Annotated in this window: 23 protein-coding genes and 9 pseudogenes; 17 read left to right on the forward strand and 15 right to left on the reverse strand. The window is 56.4% G+C overall.

The annotated features are described in order from the left end of the window. Window positions 1–60: 60 nt before the first annotated feature. Window positions 61–855 carry a 23S rRNA (guanine(745)-N(1))-methyltransferase gene (gene rlmA, locus ABOC21_RS09405; protein WP_426814360.1) on the forward strand — a complete coding sequence of 265 codons (795 nt, stop codon included), beginning with the start codon at window positions 61–63 and terminating at the stop codon, window positions 853–855. Between the two features lie 3 nt (window positions 856–858). On the opposite strand, the gene mntP is transcribed toward rlmA, so the two are convergent. From mntP to manX, 5 genes and pseudogenes are all read right to left on the reverse strand, one after another. Further along, window positions 859–1,425, reverse strand: a complete 567-nt coding sequence (gene mntP, locus ABOC21_RS09410) for a manganese efflux pump MntP (protein WP_426814361.1) — start codon at window positions 1,423–1,425, stop codon at window positions 859–861. Window positions 1,426–1,851: 426 nt separating this feature from the next. Beyond that, window positions 1,852–2,311: pseudogene (locus ABOC21_RS09415) on the reverse strand (DUF986 family protein). 62 nt (window positions 2,312–2,373) lie between these two features. Then, the gene (locus ABOC21_RS09420; RefSeq protein WP_426814362.1) at window positions 2,374–3,225 is read right to left on the reverse strand and encodes a PTS mannose transporter subunit IID; all 852 of its coding nucleotides are present in this window, start codon (window positions 3,223–3,225) and stop codon (window positions 2,374–2,376) included. Window positions 3,226–3,237: 12 nt separating this feature from the next. After that, window positions 3,238–4,038: a PTS mannose/fructose/sorbose transporter subunit IIC gene (locus tag ABOC21_RS09425; protein WP_045859157.1), complete on the reverse strand. Its 801-nt coding sequence runs from the start codon at window positions 4,036–4,038 to the stop codon at window positions 3,238–3,240. A gap of 55 nt (window positions 4,039–4,093) precedes the next feature. After that, a pseudogene (manX, locus tag ABOC21_RS09430) lies at window positions 4,094–5,066 on the reverse strand (PTS mannose transporter subunit IIAB). Window positions 5,067–5,512: 446 nt separating this feature from the next. On the opposite strand from manX, the pseudogene yoaE reads away from it, so the two are divergent. Continuing rightward, window positions 5,513–7,076, forward strand: a pseudogene (gene yoaE / locus ABOC21_RS09435) (CNNM family cation transport protein YoaE). Window positions 7,077–7,120: 44 nt separating this feature from the next. On the opposite strand, the pseudogene ABOC21_RS09440 reads toward yoaE, so the two are convergent. From ABOC21_RS09440 to pabB, 4 genes and pseudogenes are all read right to left on the reverse strand, one after another. Continuing rightward, window positions 7,121–8,694: pseudogene (locus ABOC21_RS09440) on the reverse strand (EAL domain-containing protein). A 123-nt stretch (window positions 8,695–8,817) separates the two neighbouring features. Continuing rightward, the gene (gene sdaA, locus ABOC21_RS09445) at window positions 8,818–10,182 is read right to left on the reverse strand and encodes an L-serine ammonia-lyase (RefSeq protein WP_426815452.1); all 1,365 of its coding nucleotides are present in this window, start codon (window positions 10,180–10,182) and stop codon (window positions 8,818–8,820) included. A 277-nt stretch (window positions 10,183–10,459) separates the two neighbouring features. Next, window positions 10,460–11,038, reverse strand: coding sequence for a CoA pyrophosphatase (locus ABOC21_RS09450; RefSeq protein ID WP_426814363.1), 579 nt, complete (start codon window positions 11,036–11,038; stop codon window positions 10,460–10,462). A gap of 3 nt (window positions 11,039–11,041) precedes the next feature. Continuing rightward, the gene (gene pabB / locus ABOC21_RS09455; protein WP_426814364.1) at window positions 11,042–12,397 is read right to left on the reverse strand and encodes an aminodeoxychorismate synthase component 1; all 1,356 of its coding nucleotides are present in this window, start codon (window positions 12,395–12,397) and stop codon (window positions 11,042–11,044) included. An 87-nt stretch (window positions 12,398–12,484) separates the two neighbouring features. Here pabB and ABOC21_RS09460 point away from each other — a divergent pair, with 87 nt between their 5' ends. Beyond that, a complete protein-coding gene (locus ABOC21_RS09460) occupies window positions 12,485–12,679 on the forward strand; it encodes a YoaH family protein (RefSeq protein ID WP_426814365.1) in 195 nt (64 codons plus the stop codon). Here ABOC21_RS09460 and ABOC21_RS09465 read toward each other — a convergent pair whose 3' ends face one another. Next, window positions 12,680–13,024, reverse strand: a complete 345-nt coding sequence (locus ABOC21_RS09465; protein WP_041146187.1) for a RidA family protein — start codon at window positions 13,022–13,024, stop codon at window positions 12,680–12,682. Window positions 13,025–13,218: 194 nt separating this feature from the next. Between ABOC21_RS09465 and ABOC21_RS09470 the strand changes: the two are divergent. From ABOC21_RS09470 to rnd, 5 genes and pseudogenes are all read left to right on the forward strand, one after another. Then, window positions 13,219–15,131 (forward strand): annotated as a pseudogene (locus ABOC21_RS09470) (ATP-dependent DNA helicase). Window positions 15,132–15,198: 67 nt separating this feature from the next. Beyond that, a complete protein-coding gene (gene tsaB / locus ABOC21_RS09475) occupies window positions 15,199–15,894 on the forward strand; it encodes a tRNA (adenosine(37)-N6)-threonylcarbamoyltransferase complex dimerization subunit type 1 TsaB (protein ID WP_426814366.1) in 696 nt (231 codons plus the stop codon). A gap of 39 nt (window positions 15,895–15,933) precedes the next feature. Continuing rightward, a pseudogene (locus tag ABOC21_RS09480) lies at window positions 15,934–16,534 on the forward strand (Slp family lipoprotein). Window positions 16,535–16,753: 219 nt separating this feature from the next. Continuing rightward, window positions 16,754–18,440 (forward strand): annotated as a pseudogene (fadD, locus tag ABOC21_RS09485) (long-chain-fatty-acid--CoA ligase FadD). A gap of 81 nt (window positions 18,441–18,521) precedes the next feature. Continuing rightward, complete coding sequence (gene rnd / locus ABOC21_RS09490; protein ID WP_426815453.1) at window positions 18,522–19,637, forward strand: ribonuclease D; 1,116 nt, start codon at window positions 18,522–18,524, stop codon at window positions 19,635–19,637. An 83-nt stretch (window positions 19,638–19,720) separates the two neighbouring features. Here the strand turns inward: rnd and minE are convergent, their stop codons facing one another. Genes minE through minC form a run of 3 tightly spaced genes read right to left on the reverse strand, consistent with a single transcriptional unit; the run spans window position 19,721 to window position 21,528 of the window. Next, complete coding sequence (gene minE / locus ABOC21_RS09495) at window positions 19,721–19,990, reverse strand: cell division topological specificity factor MinE (protein ID WP_002910902.1); 270 nt, start codon at window positions 19,988–19,990, stop codon at window positions 19,721–19,723. Window positions 19,991–19,993: 3 nt separating this feature from the next. Next, window positions 19,994–20,806 (reverse strand): septum site-determining protein MinD, encoded by an 813-nt coding sequence (gene minD, locus ABOC21_RS09500; RefSeq protein WP_426814367.1) that lies wholly within the window; start codon window positions 20,804–20,806, stop codon window positions 19,994–19,996. A gap of 23 nt (window positions 20,807–20,829) precedes the next feature. Beyond that, window positions 20,830–21,528: a septum site-determining protein MinC gene (minC, locus tag ABOC21_RS09505; RefSeq protein ID WP_426815454.1), complete on the reverse strand. Its 699-nt coding sequence runs from the start codon at window positions 21,526–21,528 to the stop codon at window positions 20,830–20,832. 126 nt (window positions 21,529–21,654) lie between these two features. On the opposite strand from minC, the gene ABOC21_RS09510 reads away from it, so the two are divergent. The 3 genes from ABOC21_RS09510 to ABOC21_RS09520 all read left to right on the forward strand — a co-directional run bounded on the left by ABOC21_RS09510 (window position 21,655) and on the right by ABOC21_RS09520 (window position 23,223). Continuing rightward, window positions 21,655–21,933 carry a YcgL domain-containing protein gene (locus ABOC21_RS09510; RefSeq protein ID WP_426815455.1) on the forward strand — a complete coding sequence of 93 codons (279 nt, stop codon included), beginning with the start codon at window positions 21,655–21,657 and terminating at the stop codon, window positions 21,931–21,933. 90 nt (window positions 21,934–22,023) lie between these two features. Then, on the forward strand, window positions 22,024–22,683 hold the full coding sequence (locus tag ABOC21_RS09515) for a fumarylacetoacetate hydrolase family protein (protein WP_426814368.1): 660 nt from the start codon (window positions 22,024–22,026) through the stop codon (window positions 22,681–22,683). Between the two features lie 93 nt (window positions 22,684–22,776). Continuing rightward, on the forward strand, window positions 22,777–23,223 hold the full coding sequence (locus ABOC21_RS09520) for a YcgN family cysteine cluster protein (RefSeq protein ID WP_426814369.1): 447 nt from the start codon (window positions 22,777–22,779) through the stop codon (window positions 23,221–23,223). A gap of 26 nt (window positions 23,224–23,249) precedes the next feature. On the opposite strand, the pseudogene ABOC21_RS09525 reads toward ABOC21_RS09520, so the two are convergent. Then, window positions 23,250–24,041: pseudogene (locus ABOC21_RS09525) on the reverse strand (tyrosine-type recombinase/integrase); the annotation flags it as partial. Here ABOC21_RS09525 and ABOC21_RS09530 point away from each other — a divergent pair. The 5 genes and pseudogenes from ABOC21_RS09530 to ABOC21_RS09550 all read left to right on the forward strand — a co-directional run bounded on the left by ABOC21_RS09530 (window position 23,989) and on the right by ABOC21_RS09550 (window position 25,144). Then, window positions 23,989–24,210 (forward strand): hypothetical protein, encoded by a 222-nt coding sequence (locus tag ABOC21_RS09530; protein ID WP_426815603.1) that lies wholly within the window; start codon window positions 23,989–23,991, stop codon window positions 24,208–24,210. The pseudogene ABOC21_RS09525 and the gene ABOC21_RS09530 overlap by 53 nt on opposite strands. Further along, entirely contained in the window at window positions 24,210–24,509 is a 300-nt protein-coding gene (locus ABOC21_RS09535; protein ID WP_426814370.1) for a MarR family transcriptional regulator, read from the forward strand. The genes ABOC21_RS09530 and ABOC21_RS09535 overlap by 1 nt, the downstream gene beginning before the upstream one ends. Further along, the gene (locus tag ABOC21_RS09540) at window positions 24,506–24,730 is read left to right on the forward strand and encodes a hypothetical protein (RefSeq protein ID WP_426814371.1); all 225 of its coding nucleotides are present in this window, start codon (window positions 24,506–24,508) and stop codon (window positions 24,728–24,730) included. Before ABOC21_RS09535 ends, ABOC21_RS09540 begins: the two co-directional genes overlap by 4 nt. Then, window positions 24,727–24,823: pseudogene (locus ABOC21_RS09545) on the forward strand (hypothetical protein); the annotation flags it as partial. The gene ABOC21_RS09540 and the pseudogene ABOC21_RS09545, both read left to right, overlap by 4 nt. 6 nt (window positions 24,824–24,829) lie before the next feature. After that, complete coding sequence (locus ABOC21_RS09550) at window positions 24,830–25,144, forward strand: hypothetical protein (protein WP_426815604.1); 315 nt, start codon at window positions 24,830–24,832, stop codon at window positions 25,142–25,144. Window positions 25,145–25,463: 319 nt separating this feature from the next. Here the strand turns inward: ABOC21_RS09550 and ABOC21_RS09555 are convergent, their stop codons facing one another. After that, complete coding sequence (locus tag ABOC21_RS09555) at window positions 25,464–25,910, reverse strand: ECs1072 family phage-associated protein (RefSeq protein ID WP_426814372.1); 447 nt, start codon at window positions 25,908–25,910, stop codon at window positions 25,464–25,466. 620 nt (window positions 25,911–26,530) lie between these two features. Here ABOC21_RS09555 and ABOC21_RS09560 point away from each other — a divergent pair. Beyond that, the gene (locus tag ABOC21_RS09560; protein ID WP_426814373.1) at window positions 26,531–26,788 is read left to right on the forward strand and encodes a DNA polymerase III subunit theta; all 258 of its coding nucleotides are present in this window, start codon (window positions 26,531–26,533) and stop codon (window positions 26,786–26,788) included. Window positions 26,789–26,907 lie beyond the last annotated feature (119 nt).

Below are 26,907 nucleotides of genomic sequence, written 5' to 3' on the forward strand. Positions count from 1 at the left end.
AGTGGTCTGAAAGAGCGAATAACGCTACACTTTCGCTCTTTCAGCGACACCGGAGTTGTCATGTCTTACAGTTGCCCCCTTTGCCACGCGCCGCTTGAGCGCCGTGAAAATAGCTATATCTGCCCGCAGCGGCATCAGTTTGATTTAGCGAAGGAGGGGTACGTCAACCTGCTGCCGGTGCAGTTCAAACGTTCGCGCGATCCGGGCGATAGTGCCGAGATGATGCAGGCGCGACGCGCCTTTCTCGATGCCGGCCACTACCGGCCGCTGCGCGATGCGATCGATGAGTTTCTGCAGAGCCGTGCGCCAGCCGACCTGCTGGATATCGGCTGCGGCGAGGGCTACTACACTCACGCATTTGCCGCTATTTCAGCCAACAGCTGGGGGCTCGACGTATCGAAATCCGCGGTTCGCGCGGCGGCCAAACGCTATCCGCAGGTTAATTTCTGCGTCGCTTCCAGCCAGCGTCTGCCGTTTGCTGATGCCAGCTTTGATGCGGTGGTGCGGATCTATGCCCCCTGCAACGCTCGCGAGCTGGCGCGGGTTGTCAGGGCCGGCGGCTGGGTGATTACCGCGACGCCGGGGCCGAAGCATCTGCTGGAATTGAAAGGCCTGATTTACGACGAGGTACAGCTGCACGAGCAGAACAGGGAAGAGATGGCCGGCTTCACCCTGCGCTATGAGCAGCAGCTGGCTTATCCAATGACGCTAAGCGGAAGTGAGGCCGAGGCGCTGCTGCAGATGACGCCGTTTGCATGGCGGGCGAAGCCGCCGGTTCGTGAGGCCCTGCGCGCGCAGGCGTTATTCAGCTGCCAAACCGACTTTATGATCCACTGCTGGCAGCGCGATGCCTGACCGCTAACCGGCGAAGTGGCTCCAGAGAATTTCGGCACCGATACCGATCAGCACAATCCCCCCCAGAATTTCAGCCCGTTTGCCAAGCAGCGGGCCGATAAATCGTCCCAGCATAATACCCAGCGTTGACATCACCAGCGTCGCACAGCCAATCGCCAGCGCGGTAGCGACGATGTTCACCTGCAGGAAGGCCAGGCCGACGCCAACCGCCATCGCGTCAAGGCTGGTGGCAACCGCGGTGGTGACCAGCAGCCAAAAGCCGTGGCGATGGGGCGTTTCGCACTCATCGTCGGCGCCGCCGCGAAGCCCTTCAATTACCATTCGGCCTCCGAGGAAGACCAGCAGCACAAAGGCAATCCAGTGATTCCACTCGAGGACGAACTGGCTGGCAAGCATCCCCATCCCCCAGCCGACAAGCGGGGTCAGCGTTTCAATCACGCCGAAGATAAGCCCGGTGCGTAACGCTTCGGAAAATTTAGGTTTGTGAAGAGTTGCACCCTTACCGATAGAGGCGGCGAAGGCATCCATGGACATGCCAAAAGCCAGAAGAATCGTTGCGGATAAATTCATGAGTGCGTCCTGACCGGGGATATTCCATATGACACATCGCGGCCCCCAGTAAATATACGCAATAAGACTAATGATTATATATTGCGTACCGCAGCGATATGTCTATGGTCTCGCCTGATTGAATGCGTTCTTCAACCCGTACGTGCCACGTTTTGCAACGAGTATGTTGACACGTACACCTTCTGGCCTGGCGGACAGAAGATTGGCTACTCCCCAACGACGGGCGCAACCTTAACATATTTTGAGAATATAAAACAATAACACCATTTAGATATTTTCATAACCAAATGATAACGATTTTCATTTGATTTTAGGTGTCAACAATTGGTTAATAAATATGAGGGGAACTGGCAGATGGAATATAGCAAGGGCTATATATCCCGCTGCCATAATGGGCTGAAATATAGCGCAGGCTATATTTTTAACTTATTGAGTGGAAACAAGAAGTTTGTATATCTTCTCCAGATCGTCGATATTTCGTACGCGAACAAGCAGGCGCCGTTGCTCTAATTGCATCACCAGCACGCCGTCTTCCGATAAATTCATCTCTTTAATACGGTTATATTCAATCCAGATATTGGCGAAGAAAAAACCAGACTCTTTGAAGATGATCTTCGGCGTACGAATCCAGAACAGGTAGAACCCCATTAACGCCAGAGCAGATAATAACCAGGTGGTGATGGGCGTGCCGTGGCTGATAATATTGTTATAAATCAGTATGGCGATTAGACCGACGAAGATAATCCCATCCACGCGGCTGCGACGGAGCAGGGAAACGGCAAGCAGTCTGCGGGCCGTTACGGCGCGGCATAATAAACTGGTCATAAATCGCAAATGCCAGCAGAAGCAAAATAAACAGCACCAGCACCAGATCCGTGAGTGTCATCGATCCTCCGAACAAAAGCTAAAAAAAAGCCGGGGGCAAGCCCCCGGCGTACAGCAGGATAATTACAGTCCCAGCAGGCCGATGGCGTAGCCAACGATACCGATGATGAAGAAGCCAACGATGATCCACAGGGCGTTAACTTTCTTACGCAGCAGCCACATACAGGCGAAGGTCAGCAGCAGAGGCACCAGACCCGGCATCAGCTGGTCAAGGATCGTCTGCACGGTGGTCACGCGAGTCTGGCCATCCTGACCGGTGATGGTGGACACCACCAGCGGGATGTTGACGTGCGTCCACTTGTTAACCAACGCCCCCATGACAAACAGGCCGAGAATCGATGCCCCCTCGGTCAGTTTCTGCAGGAAGCCGCCGCCCATATCTTTAACGATGTCGATACCTTTACGGTAACCGTACGCGACGCCGTAGTAACGGGTCAGCAAGCGTACTGCGTTAAAGAGGATAAAGAACAGCAGAGGACCAAGCAGGCTGCCGCTCATCGCGATACCGGCGCCCAGCGCCGCGAATACCGGACGCACGGTGCCCCAGAAGATCGGGTCGCCGACGCCTGCCAGCGGACCCATCAGGCCGACTTTGATACCGTTGATGGCACCATCGTCGATCTCCGCGCCGTTAGCACGCTGCTCTTCCATCGCCAGCGTTACGCCGAGAACCGGCGCCGCAACGTAAGGGTGAGTGTTAAAGAACTCAAGGTGACGCTTAATCGCCTGTTTACGCGCATCGTTATTCTCCGGGTACAGGCGACGAATTGCCGGCACCATAGAGAAGCAGAAGCCCAGCGCCTGCATACGTTCGAAGTTCCATGAACCCTGGAACAGGTTAGAACGAATGAACACGCCACGAATATCACTCTGAGTGAGTTTTTTCTCGGTGGTATTTTTAGTCATATCAACCATTTCGCTCACCTGTTAGTCCAGTTCGTTATCGAGATCGTTATTACCAGCAGCCTGCGCTGGCGCACCCGCTACGCGGTTGTATTTCGGGCTCAGCTGGATGTAGAGGATTGCCATTACGGTACCAATTACGCCCAGAGCAACCAGGTTGAAGTTGGTGAACGCAGCGGTAACGAAGCCGAGGTAGAAGAACGGCATCAGATAGCCTGCGCGCATCATGTTGATGACCATCGCGTAACCAACGACCACGATCATGCCGCCCGCGATGTTCAGACCGCCGGTTACCACTTCCGGAATGGCGTTCAGCAGGCCCTGGACTTCACTGGTACCGACGGAGATCGCGACGATAACTGCAGGAATCGCAATACGCATTGCCTGCAGGAACAGAGACGAAACGTGGAGCCAGGAAATGGCCGTCAGGTTACCGCTCTCCGCCGCTTTATCCGCAGCGTGCTGGAAGGCAACGGTGATCGTACGAACGATAATGGTCAGAACCTGGCCTGCTGCTGCCAGCGGGATAGCCAGCGCGATACCGGCACCGATGCTCTGGTGGCCCGCGATGACCAGCACGGTCGAGATGATGGACGCGAGGGCGGCATCCGGCGCAACGGCGGCGCCGATGTTCATCCAGCCCAGGGCGATCATTTCCAGGGTACCACCGATGATAATACCGGTTTTCATATCCCCGAGAACGGCGCCAATCAGCGTACAGGCCACCAGAGGACGGTGGAACTGAAATTCATCAAGTACCGACTCCATACCCGCAATACACGCGACGATGAACACCAGCACAATCTGAAGAAGGGTAATCTCCATTGTACTTCTCCTGTTGATTAAGTCTTAAGTTGAAAAGTCAGGCGTGAGCGCAGGGTTATTTATTAACCTTAGCGATCAGGTCCATCATTTTCAGTTTCTGGTCGGTGGACACTTTGCGTGCTTCCAGTTCGATACCGCGGGCGTTCAGCTTGTTGAACGCTTCAATATCTTTCTCATCGACCGAAATCGCGTTGTTCACCTGCGTTTTACCCTGGCGGAAAGCCATGCCGCCGATGTTAACGGTGGTGATCTTCACGCCACCGTCAACAACGCGCTCAACGTCAGTTGGGTTAGTGAACAGCAGCATAATGCGCTCGCCGGCGTATTTTGGGTTGTTGTAGACGCGGATCATTTTAGCCACATCAACAACGTGGGCGGTGACGCCCGGAGGTGCAACCTGGGTGAGCAACGTTTTGCGTACGGTGTCGGCGGCGACTTCATCGCTGACGACAATAATACGGGTGACGTTGGTTTCTTTGGTCCAGCGGGTCGCTACCTGACCGTGAATCAGACGATCGTCGATACGCGCCAGGCCGATAACCATGTAATCGTTTGGACCCATTGGTTTAGCTGGGGTTGCCGCGCGCGGCGCTGCCGCCTGAACGGGAGCCGGAGCCGCTTTTTCTACCGCTTTCGCTTTCAGCGCCTTGACGCCTTCGCGACCGGTTTCCACCGCTAACGCCACCAGCTCGTCGAACGACGGATCGTCGTCACGGGCCATCAGCGTTTCAACCAGCATGGGAATGTTAACGCCGGCGATGACTTCGTAGCGCTCTTTATCGACGACAATGCGGCTCGCTGCGTTGAACGGGCTGCCTCCCCATGTATCGACGAGAAACAACACGCCTTTAGTCGTGTCCAGCTTCGCCAGCCTGTGCGTTGTACTTCTCGATCAGCGTTTCGGCGTTTTCACCGGGAACGAAATCAATCCAGCCAACGTTTTCCTGCTCGCCCAACAGCATTTCCGCCGTCTTCAGCAGCTGTTCTGCAGCCCAACCATGTGTGCCTATTACAATAGCAATCGTCACTTGCTACCTCCTTATTATGGTGAATGCATCATCTGTTGTGATACATCCTGAATCACTCTTGCGGACAAAATCGATTCAGTTAGGGTGTAAGATCTAAAATAATCACTACAGCGAATTATTTTAGATAGTGAAAAAATAATTAATGTGATGAAGATCCGTAAATCACGCATCTACGAATAATAAATTCGCGGCGCAAAAAATAGCCTTAGCTATTGCAAAAACAGGTAAATTTTTTTCCAATCTGGCTCCGTTTTTTGCTATGTTTAGCTTCCGTTTAACTACTCAGGAGTATAGGGCATAGCCCGCCGTATGGACCCTCATCGACGTCTTTTCACCTTTGGGCACTTTGCTGCCACATCTACCTGCTACGCTTTTTTACCAACAATAATAGTCTCGCCTGCGCATGACATCGCGATGACTGCACCCGTCGTTAACTGGAGCAACTCATGGAATTCTTAATGGATCCCTCTATTTGGATCGGCCTGTTGACGCTGGTCGTCCTTGAGATCGTGCTCGGTATCGACAACCTGGTATTTATCGCCATCCTTGCGGATAAGCTGCCGCCAAAGCAGCGTGATAAAGCGCGTCTGATTGGCCTGTCGCTGGCGCTGTTCATGCGTCTGGGGCTGCTGTCGGTTATTTCATGGATGGTGACCTTAACCAAACCGCTGTTCAGCATCGCTGATTTCTCCTTCTCCGGGCGCGATCTTATTATGCTGCTGGGTGGGATATTCTTGCTGTTCAAGGCGACGACCGAACTGCACGAGCGGCTGGAAAACCGCCAGCACGATGCCGGTCATGGTAAAGGGTACGCCAGCTTCTGGGTGGTGGTGCTGCAGATCGTCGTGCTGGATGCCGTGTTCTCGCTGGATGCCGTAATTACCGCCGTGGGGATGGTGAATCACCTCCCGGTGATGATGGCGGCGGTGGTGATTGCGATGATGATGATGCTGCTGGCATCGAAGCCGCTGACCCATTTCGTTAACCAACATCCCACGGTGGTGGTGCTGTGCCTTAGCTTCCTGCTGATGATTGGCCTGAGCCTGGTGGCTGAAGGCTTTGGTTTCCACATACCGAAAGGCTACCTGTACGCCGCGATCGGTTTCTCCATCATCATTGAGTTCTTCAACCAGGTGGCGCGGCGCAACTTTATCCGCCATCAGTCGACGCTGCCGCTGCGCGCGCGTACCGCCGATGCGATCCTGCGCCTGATGGGCAGCCGTAAGCAAAATCCGGCGACCCACGATTGCGACATGCCTTCTGCGGTACCGGTGCCGGAAGGCGCGTTTGCCGAAGAAGAGCGCTATATGATTAACGGCGTGCTGACCCTCGCGCAGCGCTCGCTGCGCGGCATCATGACGCCGCGCGGTGAAATCAGACTGGGTGGACGCCGAGCAGAGCGAAGATGAGATTCGCCGCCAGCTGCTCTCCTCCCCGCACAGCCTGTTCCCGGTGTGCCGGGGCGAGCTGGATGAGATCATCGGTATCGTGCGCGCCAAAGAGATGCTGGTGGCCCTGGAGGCCGGTGAGAACGTGGCGGCGCTCGCCTCGGCGTCGCCGGCGATTGTGGTTCCGGAAACCCTGGATCCGATCAATCTGCTGGGCGTCCTGCGCAGGGCTCGCGGCAGCTTCGTGATGGTGACCAACGAGTTCGGCGTGGTGCAGGGGCTGGTGACGCCTCTGGACGTGCTGGAGGCGATTGCCGGCGAGTTCCCGGACGCCGATGAGACGCCAGAGATCGTTGCCGATGGTGACGGCTGGCTGATCAAAGGCTCGACCGATCTCCATGCGCTGCAGCAGACGCTGGGGCTGGATGATATCGTCAACGAAGAAGAGGATATTGCGACGGTTGCCGGGCTGGTCATCGCCGTCAACGGCCATATCCCGCGCACCGGCGACGTGGTTGAACTGGCGCCGCTGCGGTTCACGATCGTTGAGGCCAACAGCTACCGCGTAGATCTGGTCCGCGTCGTCAAAACGCGCCACGAGCACGACGAAGAAGAAGAGTAATCCCGCCACCTGCCGGCCTCCTCAAGGGGCCGGCAGGCTATTGGCTATTCGTTCCGCGCGCCTGCCGGCCGATCCTGCGCCGCCAGCCACTGCGGAAATTCGTTTACCGGCATCGGCCGGGCGTAGCGAAACCCCTGCAGGATATCGACGCCTTGGCTGCGCAGATACTCCGCCTGCTCCTCGGTCTCAACCCCTTCCGCGATGGTGACGATGTCCAGGCGACGCGCGAGGGCAATAATCATATCCGTCACCGTCGAATTGACGCTGTCGATACCGATAGCGCTGGTGAAGGACTTATCAATTTTTAAGATATCGGGGCGCAGTTTTTTCAGCCATGACAGCGAGCTGTTGCCGGTACCGAAATCGTCGATTGCCAGCTGGACGCCTTTGAAATGCAGGTGTTCGGACATATGACTATCGCCATCCTGCAGCACGTCGCGTTCTGTCAGCTCCACCACCAGTCTGCTGAACGGGATGGGCGCTAAACCAGTAGTGATGCAGATCGCGCAGCAGCTCGCCGTTGGCAAAATGGCGGGCCGCGACGTTGATCGAAATATGAAAGTTTTTTTCCTGTGGGAAGAGGTTGAGCTGGCGCGCGGTTTCCGCGATCACGTAGCGGGTGAGGGGCACGATAAGATTGTAGCCCTCGGCAATGGGAATAAAGAGGTCGGGAGAAATGTTGCCCCGACGCGGATTGTTCCAGCGCAGCAGTATCTCGACGCCGCAGCATCTTTGGCTGCGCAGATCCTCCAGCGGCTGGCACCAAAGCTCGAACTCACGTGAAGCGATGCCGAGGCTGATTTCCCGGGAGAAGCTGAGCCTGCCGGCGGTGGTTAGCCAGGCAATGCCGGTCATCAACAGGCTGAGGATCAGCGCCAGCGGCAGCTCGGCGGGCAGGTCGTTGAGGGTGATAGCCGTGGCTCCCGGACCGCTGACGTTGATGGTAAAGGGGAACTGCGAAGAACTCTGGCGATAAATGATGCGCTCGCCCGGAATGGCGTCGCGGTCCACCAGGCCAAGGCCGTAAATAAAGCTTCTATCTCCCACCTGCAGCCCAATACCGGTAATCAACGGTGATTTCGCGTTGAGAATTAACTCCCCCAGCAGACTCAATATTAATCATCAACATCACGCCATCGGCGCCGCGAAGGGATGCTGGATACCACTGAATCAATACCGGCGAGCCGACCAGCAGCGAACCATCGGTGGAGAAGGCCAGCAGCGGACGATTGCTCGGCAGCATCGGCTGGCGCTGATGAAGGTTAATATTACGTTCGCCATAAATACTGGAGCAGTAAAGAATACCGGACTTCACCAGCGCGATGGTCCGCACCGTTTGTAGCGTGGCCACAAGCTTGCGTAAGGGCAGGTGAACATCCTGGCACGGCTGGCCGACGAAATTGAGCATCGACTGGTGCTGGTTTTCCAGCGGGAGAAGAATTTTATCCATAGCCAGCACCATCTGGTCGGTGACCGTCTGGATCCGCTGCTGATTTAGGCTACGCTGTGAAATAAATCGGATAACCAGCGTGGTGGTTAGCGTTAACAACGCAACAATTAAACATACGGCAATACGTTTGCGGCGGTATGTCGTGATGACTTTATGTGCAGTCTGCATGCGCGACACCCTGTCGACTCTGAGTAACCTTCAGAATATCAATCGTCAGAGGGTAAGTGTAGTGGATGTAAATGAATTGCAGAAGAAAAATGCGCCGGTTAGGGCGCATTTCGTTGCGATGCTTTAGTCACACTGTACTTTGATGGCCAGGCCGCCGCGGGAGGTCTCGCGATACTTGGCGTTCATATCCTTGCCGGTTTCGTACATCGTCTCGATAACTTTATCGAGGGAGACGCGCGGTTCGCTGGTGCGGCGCATCGCCATGCGCGCGGAGTTAATCGCTTTAACCGATGCGATGGCGTTGCGTTCGATGCATGGCACCTGCACCTGGCCGGCGACCGGATCGCAGGTGAGGCCAAGATTGTGCTCCATCCCGATCTCGGCCGCCACGCACACCTGCTCCGGGCTGGCGCCGAGCAGCTCTGCAAGACCGGCGGCGGCCATCGAGCAGGCCACGCCAACCTCGCCCTGGCAGCCCACTTCAGCGCCGGAAATAGAGGCGTTCATCTTGTACAGCGCGCCCACGGCGCCGGACGCCATAAAGTAGCGGATATAGATATCAGGGCTGACCGATTCAATAAAGTGGTCATAGTAGGCCAGCACCGCGGGCACAATCCCGCAGGCGCCGTTGGTCGGGGCGGTGACGACGCGGCCGCCGGCGGCGTTCTCTTCGTTGACGGCGAGGGCAAACATGTTCACCCAATCAATGACGTTCATCGGGTCGCTGGAGAGCTTATCGCTGGCCACCAGCAGGCGGCGCAGCGCCGAGGCGCGGCGCGGTACGCGCAACGGCCCGGGCAGTACGCCTTCGGTATTCATACCGCGATCGATGCAGGCGCGCATGGTCTGCCAGACGTTGGAAAAATAGTCTTCGATCTCTTTTTTGCTGTGCAGCGCCAGTTCGTTGTGCATCACCATCCCGGAGATCGACAGCCCGCTCTCTTTGCAGTAGCCGAGCATCTCCTGCGCCGATTTAAACGGGTAGGGAACGCTGAGCTCGCCCGCATTCTCTTTGCCGAAATGCTCTTCGTCGACGATAAAACCGCCGCCGATGGAGTAGTAGGTTTTGCTGTAGATCTCTTTGTCACCGGCCCAGGCATGGATCGTCATCCCGTTTTCGTGCAGCGGCAGGTTGTCGCTGCGAAAACGCATGCCGTCATCCTGCGGGAAGTCGACTTCCTGCTGCCCTTGCGCCAGCAGCAGGCGTCCGCGCGCTTCTACGTCGCGAATAAATGCCGGAATCGCGTCAATGTCGACCGTATCGGGCTGATTGCCCGCCAGCCCCATGATAATGGCGATGTCCGTGTGGTGGCCTTTGCCGGTTAATGACAGCGAGCCGTAGACGTCAACCGCCACGCGCGTCACGTCATTAAGTAGTCCCTTTTCGACCAGGTCATCGACGAACTGTTTACCGGCCTTCATCGGCCCTACAGTATGGGAAGATGAGGGACCAATCCCCACCTTGAACATGTCGAATATACTAATCACCATAACACTCCAGTACAGGGTTGCCGCGGCTGCGGCAACGATGTGATAACTGCGCATAGTGTAAGAGGGAACCGTAGCATCAGCTTAACTATTCACATGAATTAAACTAATGGATAACCATGAATTTACTAATGCTGCGAGCGCCGTCATAGTTAAGTATATACCCTAAATAATATGGCCGATGAGGGCGTCAGAAGAGGGCAGTAAAAGCGCGTCGCGGGGGAGTCTGACGGGGCAGCGCAGTCCGCAGGGCGGCTGCGCAAAGTCGGCGAAGGCGTCAGGGTTTGACGCCGATTTGCAGGGCCAGCTCGCGGATAATCCCCGCGGTCATTCCCCAGACAAAATAATGCTGATACCACGAAAGCCAGACCCGATGCGAGTTCCCGCGGCGATGGACGTCCAGCGGATGATAGCGGCCCAGGCGCAGCGCTTCGGCCAGCGGAATTTCGAAGACCGCCGCCACTTCATCCTGGCTGGCGTGATAGCGCAGATTTGGCGGAATAATCCCCACTACCGGGGTCACCTGAAAGCCGGTCACGCTATCCACCGGCGGCAGGACGCCGATGATCTCCACCAGTTCAGGAGGAATGGCCACCTCTTCCTGCGCCTCCCGGAGCGCGGCGGCAATCAGCGTCGCGTCGCTGTTATCGACCGCGCCGCCCGGGAAGGCCACCTGCCCGGCGTGCTTGCGCAGTCGCGGCGAGCGCTGGGTGAGCAGCAGCCCCGGCTGCGGGCGACGGACGATCGGCACCAGCACCGCGGCCTGGCGCTGGTTCAGGGCGCTTTGCGAAGGCTGCGGGCGCAGTAATTGAAAGCGTGAAAGAAAGTCGTCCAGCTCAAGGGCGCTATCCGCCATATCCTAGCTCTCCAGTTGTTGCAGAATGCGGTTAACCTTATCAAACGTTTCCTGGTATTCGGCGTCTTCTTCGCTATCCGCGACAACCCCGCCGCCCGCAGAGCAGTATAGCTGTCCCTGCCAGGCCGTCAGCGTGCGGATCGTAATGCTGGTGTCCATATTGCCGCACAGGCTGAGATAGCCGATGCTGCCACACCACGCGTTGCGCCGCTGCGGCTCCAGCTGGTCGATAATTTGCATGGCGCGAACCTTGGGGGCGCCGGTAATGGAACCGCCGGGAAACGCCGCGCGCAGCAGGTCGCTGGCGTGAAGATGGGCCGGTAGCCTGGCGGTAATGGTGCTGACCAGATGGTGGACCGCCGGGAAGGGTTCGACGACGAAGAGCTCCGGCACGCGCACGCTGCCGGGCTCGGCAACCCGGCCAATATCGTTGCGCATCAGGTCGACGATCATCAGATTTTCAGCGCGATCCTTCGGCGAGTGAGCCAGCTTTTCCGCCTGGCGGGCATCCTGCTGCGGATCGGCCAGCCGCGGCAGGGTGCCTTTAATCGGCCGGGTCTGGATTTCGCCCTGATGAAGCTGAATAAAACGCTCCGGAGAGAGGCTCAGCACCGCGCCCTCCTCGAGGCGGAGAAAGGCGCTAAACGGGGCCCGGTTGGCGCGATTAAGCTGGCAAAATGCCTGCCACTCGTCGCCCTGATAGCGGGCCTGGAAGCGCTGGGCCAGGTTGACCTGGTAGCAATCGCCGCTCTGTAGCCACGCCTGCACCTGGCGAAATTTCTCGCCGTACTGCTGGCGGCTCATATTCGAGCGCCAGGCCGAGGTCAGGCTAAAAGGGGCCGCCGCCGGGGTCGATTGCGCCGTCAGCCACTGCAACCGCGCATGGGGATCGCCGTAGCTCAGCAGCGAGACTTCACTGCGCTGGTGATCGACGATCAGCGCCCAGTCATAAATGCCGACCGCCATATCCGGCAGCGCAATATCCGCCTCGGCCTGCGACGGCAGGTTTTCGAAGCGGCGCCCCAGATCGTAGCCGAATAGCCCCAGCGCGCCGCCAAGGAACGGCAGGTGCGGATGGGCCTGCGACGCTAGTCCGCACTGCGCCAGCCGCTGCGCCACTATTTTTAGCGGATCGTCGGCGGAGGTCGTCAGCGTTTGGCCGTCGCTCACCGTGGTGATGCCGCCGCGGGTAGTCAGCGTTGCAAGCGGTTCGGCCACCATAATATCAAAACGGTTATGCGGATGATCGGCAAAGCCTGAATGCAGCAGCATCGCCCAGGGCGCTGCGCTTAGCGGCGCAAAGTAGCGCTCGGCGGCATCCGGATGCCAGGGCAGGGTAATAATAGCGGGGGACAACATCTTCCTCGATCCTGATCGTTACCGCCCGCTGGCTAATAAGGGGGCGGCGTGAAATAATTACGCCCCACAATGTAGCAGGAGTGAGTTATGTTTGCAGGTTTACCTTCGCTGAGCCACGAGCAACAGCAAAAAGCGGTCGAGCGTATCCAGGAGCTGATGTCGCAGGGGATGAGCAGCGGTGAGGCGATTAGCCTGGTGGCCAACGAACTGCGCGCCACGCATACCGGCGACCGGATCGTAGCGCGCTTTGAAGATGACGACGACGAAAGCGAAGACGCGTAATCAGACGGCGGCGATAATTTTAATTTCGACCTTGTATTCTGCTTTCATCAGCGCGGCCTGCACGGTGCAGCGAACCGGCGCATGACCGGCAACAACCCAGGCGTCCCAGGCTCTGTTCATCGCGGCAAAATCGCTTTTGTCCGCAAGGAAAATGGTGGCGTCGAGAATACGCGATTTGTTGCTACCCTGTTTCTCAAGCACCGCGTCAATCTGTGCCAGAGTATTGGCGGTTTGCTCTTCAGCGCCCGCGTCGAGATTTGCCGGCACGCCGGTGTAGTAAAGCGTCTGGTTGTGGATCACCACATCAGACCAGCGGGCTTCGGCATCGATACGCGTAATAGTCATTTCAGTTTCCTCTCTATCCAATGAATTTCAGGCGGCTTTGCCGGCGGAACCGGCGCGGAAAACGCCCGAAAGACGACGGGTATATCCATTTGACGGGGGCAAGACTGCCATAATGTTCCGCCCGCGTCACTACCCGGGCTGGTGAAAAGACCTCCTCCCTGACATAATCACTGTCCAAATAACCAGGGGGCATTGTGATCGACGATTTTGCAGCAGACGGCCAGTTGGCCAACGCGATTCCGGGATTCAAACCGCGCGAGCCGCAGCGCCAGATGGCGGCGGCGGTGACGCAGGCTATTGAGGAAACGCGGCCTCTGGTGGTCGAAGCAGGGACCGGAACCGGTAAAACCTACGCCTACCTGGCGCCCGCGCTGCGGGCCAACAAAAAGGTGATTATCTCCACCGGCTCGAAGGCGCTTCAGGATCAGCTCTACAGCCGCGACCTGCCCACCGTGGCTAAAGCGCTGAAATATACCGGCAAGCTGGCGCTGTTGAAAGGGCGGTCGAACTACCTGTGCCTCGAGCGTCTTGAGCAGCAGGCGCTGGCCGGGGGCGATCTGCCGGTGCAAATTCTGAGCGATGTCATCCTGCTGCGATCGTGGTCCAACCAAACCATCGACGGTGACGTCAGCACCTGCGTCAGCGTGGCGGAAGACTCCCAGGCCTGGCCGCTGGTCACCAGCACCAACGACAACTGCCTCGGCAGCGATTGCCCGCTGTATAAAGACTGTTTCGTGGTCAAGGCGCGCAAAAAGGCGATGGATGCCGACGTGGTGGTGGTCAACCATCACCTGTTCCTCGCCGATATGGTGGTGAAAGAGAGCGGCTTCGCCGAGCTCATCCCCGAAGCGGAGGTGATGATCTTCGATGAAGCGCATCAGTTGCCGGATATCGCCAGCCACTATTTTGGCCAGTCGCTCTCCAGCCGTCAGCTGCAGGACCTGGCGAAAGACATCACCATTGCCTATCGCACCGAGCTGAAAGATACCCAGCAGCTGCAAAAGTGTGCCGATCGTCTGGCCCAGAGCGCGCAGGATTTTCGCCTGCAGCTCGGAGAGCCGGGCTATCGCGGCAACCTGCGCGACCTGCTGGCCGAGAGCCATATCCAGCGCGCGCTGCTGCTGCTCGATGACGCCCTGGAGTCTGTGCTACGACGTGGCGAAACTCTCCCTTGGCCGCTCCGCGCTGCTGGATGCCGCCTTTGAGCGGGCGACGGTCTACCGTGCGCGGCTGAAGCGGCTGAAGGAGATTAACCAGCCGGGCTTCAGCTACTGGTACGAGTGCACCTCGCGCCACTTTACGCTGGCCCTGACCCCGCTGACCGTCGCCGAAAAGTTTAAAGAAGTGATGGCGCAAAAGTCCGGCAGCTGGATTTTCACCTCAGCAACGCTGTCGGTGAATGACGATCTGCGCCACTTTACCTCTCGCCTCGGTATCGAAGAGGCCGAGTCGCTGCTGCTGCCCAGCCCGTTTGATTATGCGCACCAGACGCTGCTCTGCGTGCCGCGCAATCTGCCGCTGCCGAATCAGCCCGGCGCGGCGCGTCATCTGGCCGCGATGCTTAAGCCGCTAATTGAGGCTAACGACGGGCGCTGCTTTATGCTGTGCACCTCCCACGCCATGATGCGCGATCTGGCGGAGCAGTTCCGCGCCACCATGACGCTGCCGGTTCTCCTGCAGGGGGAGACCAGCAAAGGACAGTCTGCTGCAGCAGTTCGTCAGCGCCGGCAACGCGCTGCTGGTGGCGACCAGCAGCTTCTGGGAAGGGGTTGACGTGCGCGGCGATGCGCTCTCTTTGGTGATTATCGACAAGCTTCCCTTCACCTCTCCCGACGATCCGCTGCTGAAAGCGCGCATGGAAGACTGCCGGCTGCGCGGCGGCGACCCGTTCGACGAGGTGCAACTGCCGGATGCGGTGATCACCCTCAAGCAGGGGGTGGGGCGCCTGATCCGCGATATTGACGACCGCGGCGTGCTGGTCATTTGCGATAACCGGCTGGTGATGCGCCCCTACGGCGCGGTATTCCTCGCCAGCCTGCCCCCGGCGCCGCGAACCCGCGATATCCGCCGGGCGGTGCGCTTCCTCGCCGTGCCGCCGGGGCGGTGATCCGACGTAAAATGTGATAAACTGCGCGCCATTTTGTCAATCTGCTAAAGCGAGAGCGCGACAACTCATGCGAATTTTGGCTATCGATACCGCCACGGAGGCCTGCTCCGCGGCGCTGTGGAATGATGGCACCCTTTGTGCACATTTCGAAATCTGCCCCCGCGAACATACGCAACGTATTCTGCCCCTGGTGCAGGATGTCCTTAACGAAAGCAACGTCCTGCTGACCGACCTGGATGCGCTGGCGTTCGGCCGCGGGCCGGGCAGCTTTACCGGCGTGCGCATCGGCATCGGCATCGCCCAGGGCCTGGCGCTCGGCGCCGAACTGCCGATGATCGGCGTTTCTACGCTGGCCGCTATGGCGCAGGGCGCATGGCGCAAAACCGGCGCCACCCGCGTGCTGGCCGCCATTGATGCCCGCATGGGGGAGGTTTACTGGGCGGAGTATCAGCGCGACGAGCAGGGCGTGTGGCACGGCGAAGAGAGCGAAGCGGTCCTTAAGCCGGAGGCCGCCAGCGCACGCCTGCAGCAGCTGACGGGAAGCTGGGCCACCGTTGGTACCGGCTGGGCGGCGTGGCCCGACCTGGCGAAGGACTCCGCGCTGACCTTAAGCGACGGCGAAGTTGTGCTGCCGGCGGCGGAAGATATGCTGCCGCTGGCCTGTCATCTGCTTGCCGTCGGCAAAACCGTGGCCGTAGAGCACGCCGAGCCGGTTTATTTGCGTAACGAAGTGGCCTGGAAGAAACTTCCTGGCCGAGGATGAATCTCAGTAAGCAATAAGACTGAGATAAGGAGTCGCATCATGGCGGGTCAAACAAAAAAAGTAGTGCGTTGGCTGTTGGCGGGGGCCGTTGCCGCCGCGTTAAGCGGCTGCCTTTCGGTACCGGATGCCATCAAAGGCTCAACCCCGACGCCGCAGCAGGATTTAGTGCAGGTGATGGCCGCACCGCAGTCTGTACGTTGGTCAGGAAGCACGCTTTGGCGGCAAAGTGGTCAACATCATGAATCAGCAGGGCAAAACCCGCTTAGAAATCGCCACGGTGCCGCTGGATAGCGCCGCCCGGCCGGAGCTGGGCGAGCCTTCGCGCGGGCGTATTTTCGCCGACGTTAACGGCTTCCTCGACCCGGTCGACTTCCGCGGTCAGTTGGTGACGGTGGTCGGTCCGATTACCGGCGCCGTCGACGGCAAGGTCGGCGGCACGCCGTACAAGTTTATGCAGATGAACGTCATCGGCTATAAGCGCTGGAACGTTGTGCAGCAGGTGGTTATGCCGCCGCAGCCGATTGACCCGTGGATGTACGGTCCGCGTCGCTGGGGCTACGGCCCATCCCCGTGGGGCTACGGCGGCTGGGGCTGGTATAATCCCGGCCCTGCGGAAGTCAGAAATGTGGTAACCGAATGATTTTGCGGTTTTTATAAGCTATTTGAAAGCTAAAAGAAACAGCGGCCAGTCCGCTGTTTCTTTGTTTCTGGTCTGATAAGAAAAATAAATAGTGACGCGCTTCGCAACCTGCAAAACGCCTAATTAATAAACTGGTACGCTGAGTTAATATAATGTTAACAGAATGTTTGTTGATCAGGGGGTGTGATGACGACGAATAACTATTTCAGAGGTGATGCAGTGAAAAAGGTTTGGCTAAACCGTTATCCCGCCGATGTTCCTGCGGAGATAAACCCTGACCGCTATCAATCCCTGGTGGAACTGTTTGAGCACGCCGCCGCGTGCTATGCCGACCAGCCGGCGTTTATCAACATGGGCGAGGTGATGACCTACCGTAAGCTGGAGGAGCGCAGCCGCGCCTTCGCCGCTTACCTTCAGCAGGGGCTGGGGCTGCAAAAGGGCGATCGCGTGGCGCTGATGATGCCTAACCTGCTGCAGTACCCCATTGCGCTGTTCGGGATCCTGCGCGCCGGGATGATCGTCGTTAACGTCAACCCACTGTATACGCCGCGCGAGCTCGAGCACCAGCTCAACGATAGCGGCGCCGCGGCGATTGTGATCGTCTCAAACTTTGCGCATACCCTGGAGAAGGTGGTCGATAAAACCCAGGTCCGGCACGTTATCCTGACGCGCATGGGCGATCAGCTGTCGACGGCGAAAGGCACCCTGGTTAACTTCGTCGTCAAGTACATCAAGCGGCTGGTGCCAAAATATCATCTGCCTGACGCCATTTCGTTCCGTAGCGCGCTGCAGCACGGCTACCGGATGCAGTACGTCAAGCCGGAAATCGTCTGCGAAGATCTGGCGTTCCTGCAGTACACCGGCGGTACAACCGGCGTGGCGAAAGGGGCCATGCTGACCCATCGCAATATGCTGGCCAACCTTGAACAGGTCAACGCCACCTACGGGCCGCTGCTGCACCGGGGCAAAGAGTCTGGTGGTGACGGCTTTACCGCTGTACCACATTTTTGCGCTGACTATGAACTGCCTGCTGTTTATTGAGCTTGGCGGACAGAACCTGCTGATTACTAACCCGCGGGATATTCCGGGGCTGGTGAAGGAGCTGGCTAAATATCCGTTTACCGCGATGACCGGGGTCAATACCCTGTTTAACGCGCTGCTGAATAACAAAGAGTTTCAGCAGCTCGATTTCTCCACGCTGCACCTCTCCGCCGGCGGCGGGATGCCGGTCCAGCAGGTTGTGGCCGAACGCTGGGTGAAGCTCACCGGACAGTATCTGCTGGAGGGCTACGGCCTGACCGAGTGCGCGCCGCTGGTCAGCGTCAACCCGCACGATATTGACTACCACAGCGGAAGCATCGGGCTGCCCGTGCCGTCGACCGAAGCGAAGCTGGTGGACGATGACGATAACGAAGTCGCGCCGGGCCAACCGGGCGAGCTGTGCGTGAAAGGCCCGCAGGTGATGCTCGGCTACTGGCAGCGCCCGGACGCCACCGCGGAAATCATCAAAGACGGCTGGCTGCACACCGGCGATATCGCGGTGATGGACGACGATGGCTTCCTGCGGATTGTCGATCGTAAAAAAGATATGATTCTGGTCTCCGGATTTAACGTCTACCCCAATGAAATTGAAGACGTGGTGATGCAGCACTCCGGGGTTCAGGAAGTGGCGGCGGTCGGCGTACCGTCCGGCAGCAGCGGCGAAGCGGTGAAGATTTTTGTCGTCAGGAAAGAGGCGTCCCTGAGCGAAGAGGCGCTGATCGCCTTCTGCCGTCGCCAGCTGACCGGCTATAAGGTTCCCAAGCTGGTTGAGTTTCGTGATGAGTTGCCAAAATCGAACGTCGGAAAAATTTTACGGCGAGAACTTCGTGACGAAGCTCGCGCTAAAGTAGACAATAAAGCCTGAGCTAAGAGTGAATCGCCAGACGCCGGCCAAGCCGGCGTTTTTTATGGGCGCCAGTTAAGAGAGCATGATTTGAACTATCAGATGATTACCACCAACGACGGCCTTCGCGCCGTCTGTGAAGCGGCAAGCGCGGCAGCGGCGGTTGCGCTGGATACGGAATTTGTCCGCACCCGCACCTATTATCCGCAGCTGGGACTGCTGCAGCTGTTTGACGGCGAGCAGGTTTCGCTCATCGATCCGCTGGAAATCACCGATTGGGCGCCGATGCGTGAACTGCTGCTGAATCAAAGCGTCACCAAATACCTCCACGCCGGCAGCGAAGATCTGGAAGTGTTCCTCAACACCTTTAGCCTGATGCCGCAGCCGCTGATTGATACCCAAATTCTGGCGGCGTTCTGCGGCCGCCCGATGTCATGGGGCTTTGCCTCGATGGTCGAGGAGTATTCCGGCGTGGCGCTGGATAAGAGCGAATCGCGTACCGACTGGCTGGCCCGTCCGCTGACCGAGCGGCAGTGCGACTACGCCGCGGCGGACGTCTGGTATCTGCTGCCCATCGCCAGCAGGCTGATGGCCGAAACGGAGGCGGCCGGCTGGCTGCCCGCCGCGCTGGATGAGTGCCGCCTGATGCAGCAGCGCCGCCAGGAGGTGCAGGATCCTGCGCAGGCGTGGCGCGATATCGGCAACGCCTGGCAGCTGCGCACCCGCCAGCTCGGCTGCCTGCAGCTGCTGGCAGAGTGGCGCCTGCGCAAAGCGCGCGATCGCGACATGGCGGTCAATTTTGTCGTCCGTGAAGAGCATCTGTGGAGCGTGGCGCGCTATATGCCCGGTAGCCTCGGCGAGCTTGATAGCCTCGGGCTATCCGGGAGTGAAATTCGCTTCCACGGCAAGACGCTGATAAGCCTGGTGGCGAAAGCGCAGGAGCTGCCGGAAGAGGCATTGCCTGAACCGCTGCAAAACCTGATCGATATGCCGGGATACCGCAAGGTGTTTAAAGAGATTAAAGCGCTGGTACAGGAGGTGAGCAGCGAAACGGGGCTGAGCGCCGAGCTGCTGGCGTCCAGACGGCAGATTAACCAGCTGCTGAACTGGCACTGGCAGCTGAAGAGCGGCAACGCGCTGCCGGAGCTGATTTCCGGCTGGCGTAGCGAGCTGATGACCGATCGCCTGCGGGCGCTGTTAAGCGAATATCCGCGCTAGGCCACGGCAAATAGCCCGGGGGGCATCTCCGGGCTATGCCGCAAACTGGCCCGATAGCGCAAGGCTATCGGGAGGAGGCGGCGTCAGGATTTCGACTCTTCCGTTTCTGGTAAAGTCACGTTCAACTCCAGAATCGAAATATCACCGTCTCGCTGCTCCAGCTGCACGCTGACCATTTCCGGGTCGATCTGCACATACTTACAGATCACTTCCAGAATATCTTTTCGTAGCTGCGGCAGGTAATGCGGTTCAGCATCGCCGCGACGTCGCTCCGCGACGATGATTTGCAGGCGCTCTTTCGCAATGTTGGCCGTGTTCTTTTTCCGCGAGAGAAAAAAGTCGAGTAATGCCATAATTTATCCTCCGAACAGGCGTTTGAGGAAACCTTTCTTCTCTTCTTCAATGAAGCGGAAAGGACGTTCTTCTCCGAGCAGACGTTCGACGGTGTCGGCATAGGCCTTACCGGCGTCCGATGAATCATCCAGAATAACCGGCTCACCCTGGTTCGACGCGCGCAGCACGGACTGATCTTCCGGGATCACGCCTACCAGATTGATACGCAGGATTTCCAGCACGTCTTCCATACTCAGCATGTCGCCTTTATTGACGCGACCTGGGTTGTAGCGGGTCAGCAGCAGATGCTCTTTAATCGGCTCTTCGCCATTTTCCGCGCGGCGGGATTTGGACGCAAGAATACCGAGGATGCGGTCGGAGTCACGAACGGAGGAGACTTCCGGGTTAGTGGTGATGATGGCTTCGTCAGCGAAGTACAGCGCCATCAGCGCGCCGGTTTCGATGCCCGCAGGTGAATCGCAGACAACAAAATCGAAATCCATTTTCTTCAGTTCTTGCAGAACCTTGTCTACGCCTTCGCGGGTCAGCGCATCTTTATCACGCGTCTGGGAAGCGGGGAGGATGTAGAGGTTTTCGGTGCGCTTATCTTTGATTAACGCCTGATTCAGCGTGGCGTCACCCTGAATAACGTTAACGAAGTCATAAACCACCCGGCGCTCGCAGCCCATGATCAGGTCAAGGTTACGCAGGCCAATGTCGAAGTCGATAACGACGGTCTTCTTTCCCTTCTGGGCCAAGCCAGTAGCGATGGCCGCGCTGGAGGTGGTCTTGCCGACGCCCCCTTTACCCGAAGTCACAACAATAATGCGTGCCATAGAAATTCCTTGTTAAAAAGGGACTAACTCAACGGTTGAATAGTCAAAGCGTTATCGCCCAGACGCAGACGCGCCGCTTTGCCATAAAATTCGGCCGGGATATTATCACTCAGCCAGTATTCCCCAGCGATGGACACCAGCTCCGCCGTGAGGTGCGAACAAAATATTTGCACTTCCCTGTCGCCGCCTGCGCCCGCGAGTGCACGACCGCGCATCATACCATATACATGGATATTACCGTCGGCGATAAGTTCCGCGCCGGCACTCACATGATTTGTAACAATTAGATCACAGTTTGGCGCATAAATGCGCTGACCGGAACGTACCGGCTGGTCAATCAAACGCGTTTTTGTGATCTGATTAACAACTGGCGGGGCGACGACCGGTTCCGGCGGCGCCTGACGGGGCATTTTCTCTTTCCCTTCCGTGAGTAAAGGGATCCCGGTGCGGTCGATTTCCGTTTTCAGCCGCGGGGCTTTGCAGCCGCTCACGCCGATAACGCGTAAACCGGTGGCGGCGATAGCCTCCTGCATGGCGCGCCAGTCGACGACGTTTTCGATGCTGCTAATATTCACAACCACCGGGGCGTGACGTAAAAAAGCGGGAGCCTGGGCGATTTTGTCTTCTAACGCCTGACGAATAACCTCGGGATTTGCGTCGTGCAAATGAACGACAGATAAGGTGAAGCTACTGCCCTTAAGTTCGATTGGCGTATTTGACATCCTGGCCTTACTCAATTTGCTGTTTATCACCCGCCGAAGTGCGGTGATATTCCGAAGACTAAAAGGCATGTTATAGTCACTCATATATTGAGGCAAGTGACCACGAGTTTAATTCCGGGTAAAACTATGTTTTGTGTGATCTATCGAAGTACTAAACGTGAGCAAACCTATTTATATGTCGAAAAAAAGGACGATTTCTCACGCGTGCCCCCTGAATTAATGAGCAGCTTCGGCACGCCGAAAATGACCATGCTGCTGCCGCTCGACGGGCGTAAAAAACTGGTCGGCGCTGACCTGGAAAAAGTCAAACAGGCATTGAGCGATCAGGGCTATTATCTGCAGCTTCCGCCACCGCCTGAGAATTTACTCAAGAAACACCTGGCGGAACAGGGGAATAATCCTTAAAAAATTCAGGCTGCCGGCAGGGGAACGTCGTTCACGCCGGGGCGGCCTGATAAAAGGGTATCACTGTGATTCACCCACTAAGGGGAAATAATGTACCAACATCATAACTGGCAGGGAGCATTACTGGATTTTCCGGTAAGCAAGGTCGTTTGCGTGGGCAGCAACTATGCAAACCACATCAAGGAAATGGGCAGTGCGACGCCGGAAGAACCGGTGCTGTTTATTAAACCTGAGACGGCGTTATGCGATATCCGTCAGCCGTTGGTGTTTCCTGAGGGGCTGGGATCGGTGCATCACGAAGTGGAGCTGGCGGTGCTGATTGGCAGCACGCTGCGCCATGCGACCGAAGAGCACGTGCTTAAAGCGATCGCGGGCTACGGCGTGGCGCTGGATCTGACCCTGCGCGACCTGCAGGGCAAAATGAAAAAAGCCGGCCAGCCGTGGGAGAAGGCTAAGGGGTTCGACAACTCCTGCCCGATCTCCGGTTTTATCCCCGCAGCCGAGTTCCACGGCGACCCGCAGAACACGGCGCTGAGCCTGAAGGTGAACGGCGCCGTTCGCCAGCAGGGCACCACCGCCGATATGATCCATAAAATCGTGCCGCTGATTGCCTATATGTCGCGCTTCTTTACCCTGAAGGCCGGCGACGTGGTGCTGACCGGCACCCCGGAAGGCGTCGGCCCGCTAAACAGCGGCGACGAGCTGGAGGTGGGTTTTAACGGTTTCACCTTGTCGACCCGCGTGCTGTAACGCTCTCTTGCCGCCTCTCGAGGCGGCAAAACTTGCATCGGCGTGCCAGACTGGTTATAAGGTGCACCCTGAATTGCAATGACGGACATCCCTATGAGCGAACAACCCTTCTGGCAACACAAAACGCTGGAGCAAATGGCCGATGCGGAGTGGGAATCACTGTGCGACGGCTGCGGACAGTGCTGCCTGCATAAGCTGATGGATGAGGATACTGACGAAATCTATTTTACTAACGTCGCCTGCCGTCAGTTAAATATTAAAACCTGCCAGTGTCGTAACTATGAACGACGCTTCGAGTATGAGCCGGACTGCATCAAGCTCACGCGAGACAACCTGCCGACCTTTGAGTGGCTGCCGCCAACCTGCGCCTATCGCCTGCTGGCGGAGGGCAAGCCGCTGCCGCACTGGCATCCGCTGCTGACCGGGTCAAAGGCGGCGATGCACGGCGAGCGCATTTCCGTACGCCATATTGCGGTGAAAGAGTCCACCGTTAACGACTGGCAGGACCATATTTTAAACAAGCCTGACTGGGCGCAGTGATAGTATGATTTATAAGGAGTTTTCCATTACAGGGAAATCTCCTGGGGCATCTGTGGGGCATCGCTATTGAAATTAGCATTAAGAATACTCAGTTGATCGACGTTGTTATCGCTCATCCATTTGCCGTAAACGTTGTAAACCATCTGGGCTGATGTATGCCCCATTTGGGAGGCAATAAAGTTTGGGTTTGCCCCGGCACTTAACGCCCAGCAAGCGTAGGTGTGTCGTGACTCATAGGCGCGGCGGTGCCGGATCCCCGAGCGCTTAAGAATGTCATTCCATGTCGCACCAAATGACCCGGGCGCATACCATTCTCCGCCCATACCGTTACGTGCGGTAAGACGCGGCACAAAAACAAATGTGCATGCGTCTGTCCGTAACCGGCCAAACTCGCGCAAATGAACCTCAATCTGGTGCTGCTTACCCATGCGAGTGTACGCAAGCTGGTTTTTCAGCGCCTGAATGGCAGGCTCTGTCAGATTAATAACCCGGTTCCCGCTTTCAGTTTTAGGTGGGGTGAAGTGTCCTTTTATGGCGATATTCCGGCTGATGGTGATTGTGCCTTCTTTCAGATCGATATCTTCCCACGCAAGGGCGGATATTTCGCCATGCCGCATACCGGTATTAATTGCCAGCACCCACAAATTGCGGATCTGCTCAGACGGACAACCATCCAGCATTCTCCGATATTCGGATTTTGTTAGCGGGTCTGGGTCGGATTTACTTTTCCTGAGCGGCGTTATTCCTGCGAATGGCGACTTATCGATGTATCCGTTCATCTCAGCAAACTTGAACATCTGGGAAAAGCAATTCAGATACCTGATTACGGGCGTCAGCAAATGCGAAACGGTGATGATTGGCATGGATGATGCGCAGAACATGCGGGCTGGCTTCCAGCGCGAACCAATGCCTTTCCTGATTGGCGAGAAGGATAAAGCCAAACTCATTCGCAACGGGCAGGCGCTCATTGAGCACAGGTGGCAGTGATGAAACGTATATCCGGAACTCAAATCGTTATCAATTTTATCGGTAGTCATCCCGGCTGCACCTTTTCAGAGATACGCACCGGAACTGGCCTGGACCCTTCTGTCGTTAACTCAGCCATTTGGGCTATACGCAACGATGGCCGGGTTAAGCGTGAAGGGGAGCGCAAAAGCTACCGCTACACCCTGACGGAACAGGCAACCGCAACCGATACATCAGACCTTCAGTTTAGCAATCGCCATTGCGGCGCAAACAAGCTGACCAACCTGTTTAACCAGTGCCTGGCGGGGGTAAGGAAATGATTTTTCTCAAATTAAGCCAAAAGGCAACGATAGAGCGCCAGAGGGAATATGGCTGGGAACCAGAAACAGTCTACGAGCCAGTATTTGTTGCCACGGAGCACATCGTCAGCATGTATTTCGTTGGGCTGACAATCCTGAAAATGACCTCCGGAGAGCACATTGACGTGAAAGAAACCCCGGAAGAAATCACCGCCATGATAGCCGCAGGAGCCGCCAAATGATTATCACACTACAGGCAGTAAACGAGCTCATTCAGTCGCTGGAGTCGGCGGGCGAGCTGTCAATCAAAGAGCAAAAGTATCTGGAGCTGGCGAGGGCGTATGTGCAGACTGGCTGCGGAGAGTGTGGGGCTGGCAGCAGAAAACAAAAGGTCCGTAGATGCGGTAACGGTTTTCTCAAACGTCACACACGATATCACCGAAATCATCTGTGATGAGCTTGGTCATGACCGTGTAGCTGAAATTGTCGAAGCATACAACGATCTTGGCAACCAGCCAGCCACCGACGCATATCTGGCCGGGATTAAGGCTGATGGGGTGGAAGAGTGGGTTTCCAGCAGAGGCGTCCGTTGGAATGGCACCACCGAAGAGGCGCTTAAATTCGCCGCACAGCTTCGTAAAGGTGCAGCCAAATGAGCGACAACACAAAAGCGCTGAACTACGACCCAGCAGACCCGGACAAGATGAAGCTCCCGGCAGGCAATACCTGCGGTAATTGCCACTAAGCGCGTTGAGGAGCGTGCCGCATGACTGATATCACCGAACTGGCGCTGATTGCCAAAATCAAAAATCAGCTCACAAACTTTGAAACGATAGTGCTGAAAGATGATGAGGCTAACGCGTAGGAGAAGGCTCTGGTACGCATCCGTGCGCTGCCATCCTTACTTAGAATGAGCAAGAGTTCTAACCCGGCTAAAAAACAACAACATGTGGCTGAGAGCAATAATTCCCAAATTTACGGCTTATGCGTACGAAGGAATATTTCGCCCAGTGCCGGATCCCATTCATCGTCATGTAGATGTTCAAATTCAATCTGTGTCACCAGTAAAATTTGATTTGAAAGAAACTTCTGAGCGGACTCAGGGAGGTTATCAAGGGTTAGTTCATCCTGAATGACAAACAGAGAATCACTTAGCGACAAGTTTCTTATAGTTGGCAAAGGCCATTTGTATTTGAGAAGTATTACATGATGAAGAGCGCTTCTACCTTTCAGAGGGAACACACTTGCGCCGTATTGCTCTCTGTGTTGATGCAGAAAAACCTCAAGGATGAAAAGTTGCGCAGTCCTGTGGATGATCATCATATCGGCATTGTTCCTGACTAAGGAAGTATATTGAACTCCGTGAACTTTACTGACGTGATTTTGGATGAGATTCCAGAGTTCGGAATATGCAACAGACATGTTGAACCTCCTTCGGACCTTATGTGTAGGAGTGGATTGGTAAGAATAGAACGAGGTGAAGGTAAGAACTCATGGGCAGATCAAAAATTTTCCTATAACGACAGCTTACAAACGGACAGAATGCAGAGTGATTAATATCAGTGAACTGTCACAGAGTGCCAGAATAGGAATATGCTGTATTGCTCAACTTGTGAGCATGTAGCGCTGATGATAGTGCATTGTTAAATTTAAGGGGGTGTTATGGCAAGATTTTTCGTAAATGCTATCGTTGTTCACTCATCCGGTAACCTGAAGGGTGTTGTGGAAAATATTCTCGAACCAGATACCGATCATGCACGCGCATGCGTCAGGTGGGATGACGGAACTTTTTCCACGCATTCCGAGAAGGAACTCAGGTGGGCAAATACTGAGCGTCCAGCCCTGCACAAGAAACTTTAGTGACCACCATCTGCATAGTGGGTTCCACATCAGATCCAGCATGGATGTTCAAGCCATCATCCGGGATTTAATCCTCAACGAAGAGGGATCTCAGTGCGCTGGTTAACCGTAACTGACGTTCCTTTCGGGCAGTTGTCCCGATAGTGATATATAATCCCCTCTACATCAGAGGGGATTTTCATATGTCGAAATACAACATTGCAGCCCAAAGCCCGGAAGAACAGGAAAAAACCAACGTTGATCTTGCTGCTTCGGCCGTAGCGTACAAAGAGCGTCTCAATATCCCTGTTGTTGCTGAAATAGTGGCGAGAGAGCAGCCTGCGCATCTGCGTGAGTATTTCATGGAAAGAGTGCGATTTTACCGGGAGCAAAGCATTGAACTTCCAAAAGCCTCCGATCCTCGCTACATCGAAATGGCAGAACAAAATACCAAAAAATAGCCTATGCGCGTTTTGATTTTTAAAGGCTACCTGTTCATAATAGGCTATGTTTGCAGTCTCCGTTGGAAAACTTCACTATACTGTACATAATACTGTATAAAGACGTCCCCTCTCGGAGG

The organism is Klebsiella sp. WOUb02 (assembly GCF_050058015.1).
Classification (GTDB): domain Bacteria; phylum Pseudomonadota; class Gammaproteobacteria; order Enterobacterales; family Enterobacteriaceae; genus Klebsiella.

Coding starts and splice junctions, on each gene's coding strand:
- rlmA (WP_426814360.1), top strand. CDS start 61: ATGTCTTACAGTTGCCCCCTTTGCCACGCGCCGCTTGAGCGCCGTGAA.
- mntP (WP_426814361.1), bottom strand. CDS start 1,425: ATGAATTTATCCGCAACGATTCTTCTGGCTTTTGGCATGTCCATGGAT.
- ABOC21_RS09420 (WP_426814362.1), bottom strand. CDS start 3,225: ATGGTTGATATGACTAAAAATACCACCGAGAAAAAACTCACTCAGAGT.
- ABOC21_RS09425 (WP_045859157.1), bottom strand. CDS start 4,038: ATGGAGATTACCCTTCTTCAGATTGTGCTGGTGTTCATCGTCGCGTGT.
- ABOC21_RS09450 (WP_426814363.1), bottom strand. CDS start 11,038: ATGGCGGATAGCGCCCTTGAGCTGGACGACTTTCTTTCACGCTTTCAA.
- pabB (WP_426814364.1), bottom strand. CDS start 12,397: ATGTTGTCCCCCGCTATTATTACCCTGCCCTGGCATCCGGATGCCGCC.
- ABOC21_RS09460 (WP_426814365.1), top strand. CDS start 12,485: ATGTTTGCAGGTTTACCTTCGCTGAGCCACGAGCAACAGCAAAAAGCG.
- ABOC21_RS09465 (WP_041146187.1), bottom strand. CDS start 13,024: ATGACTATTACGCGTATCGATGCCGAAGCCCGCTGGTCTGATGTGGTG.
- tsaB (WP_426814366.1), top strand. CDS start 15,199: ATGCGAATTTTGGCTATCGATACCGCCACGGAGGCCTGCTCCGCGGCG.
- rnd (WP_426815453.1), top strand. CDS start 18,522: ATGATTACCACCAACGACGGCCTTCGCGCCGTCTGTGAAGCGGCAAGC.
- minE (WP_002910902.1), bottom strand. CDS start 19,990: ATGGCATTACTCGACTTTTTTCTCTCGCGGAAAAAGAACACGGCCAAC.
- minD (WP_426814367.1), bottom strand. CDS start 20,806: ATGGCACGCATTATTGTTGTGACTTCGGGTAAAGGGGGCGTCGGCAAG.
- minC (WP_426815454.1), bottom strand. CDS start 21,528: ATGTCAAATACGCCAATCGAACTTAAGGGCAGTAGCTTCACCTTATCT.
- ABOC21_RS09510 (WP_426815455.1), top strand. CDS start 21,655: ATGTTTTGTGTGATCTATCGAAGTACTAAACGTGAGCAAACCTATTTA.
- ABOC21_RS09515 (WP_426814368.1), top strand. CDS start 22,024: ATGTACCAACATCATAACTGGCAGGGAGCATTACTGGATTTTCCGGTA.
- ABOC21_RS09520 (WP_426814369.1), top strand. CDS start 22,777: ATGAGCGAACAACCCTTCTGGCAACACAAAACGCTGGAGCAAATGGCC.
- ABOC21_RS09530 (WP_426815603.1), top strand. CDS start 23,989: ATGTATCCGTTCATCTCAGCAAACTTGAACATCTGGGAAAAGCAATTC.
- ABOC21_RS09535 (WP_426814370.1), top strand. CDS start 24,210: ATGAAACGTATATCCGGAACTCAAATCGTTATCAATTTTATCGGTAGT.
- ABOC21_RS09540 (WP_426814371.1), top strand. CDS start 24,506: ATGATTTTTCTCAAATTAAGCCAAAAGGCAACGATAGAGCGCCAGAGG.
- ABOC21_RS09550 (WP_426815604.1), top strand. CDS start 24,830: ATGTGCAGACTGGCTGCGGAGAGTGTGGGGCTGGCAGCAGAAAACAAA.
- ABOC21_RS09555 (WP_426814372.1), bottom strand. CDS start 25,910: ATGTCTGTTGCATATTCCGAACTCTGGAATCTCATCCAAAATCACGTC.
- ABOC21_RS09560 (WP_426814373.1), top strand. CDS start 26,531: ATGTCGAAATACAACATTGCAGCCCAAAGCCCGGAAGAACAGGAAAAA.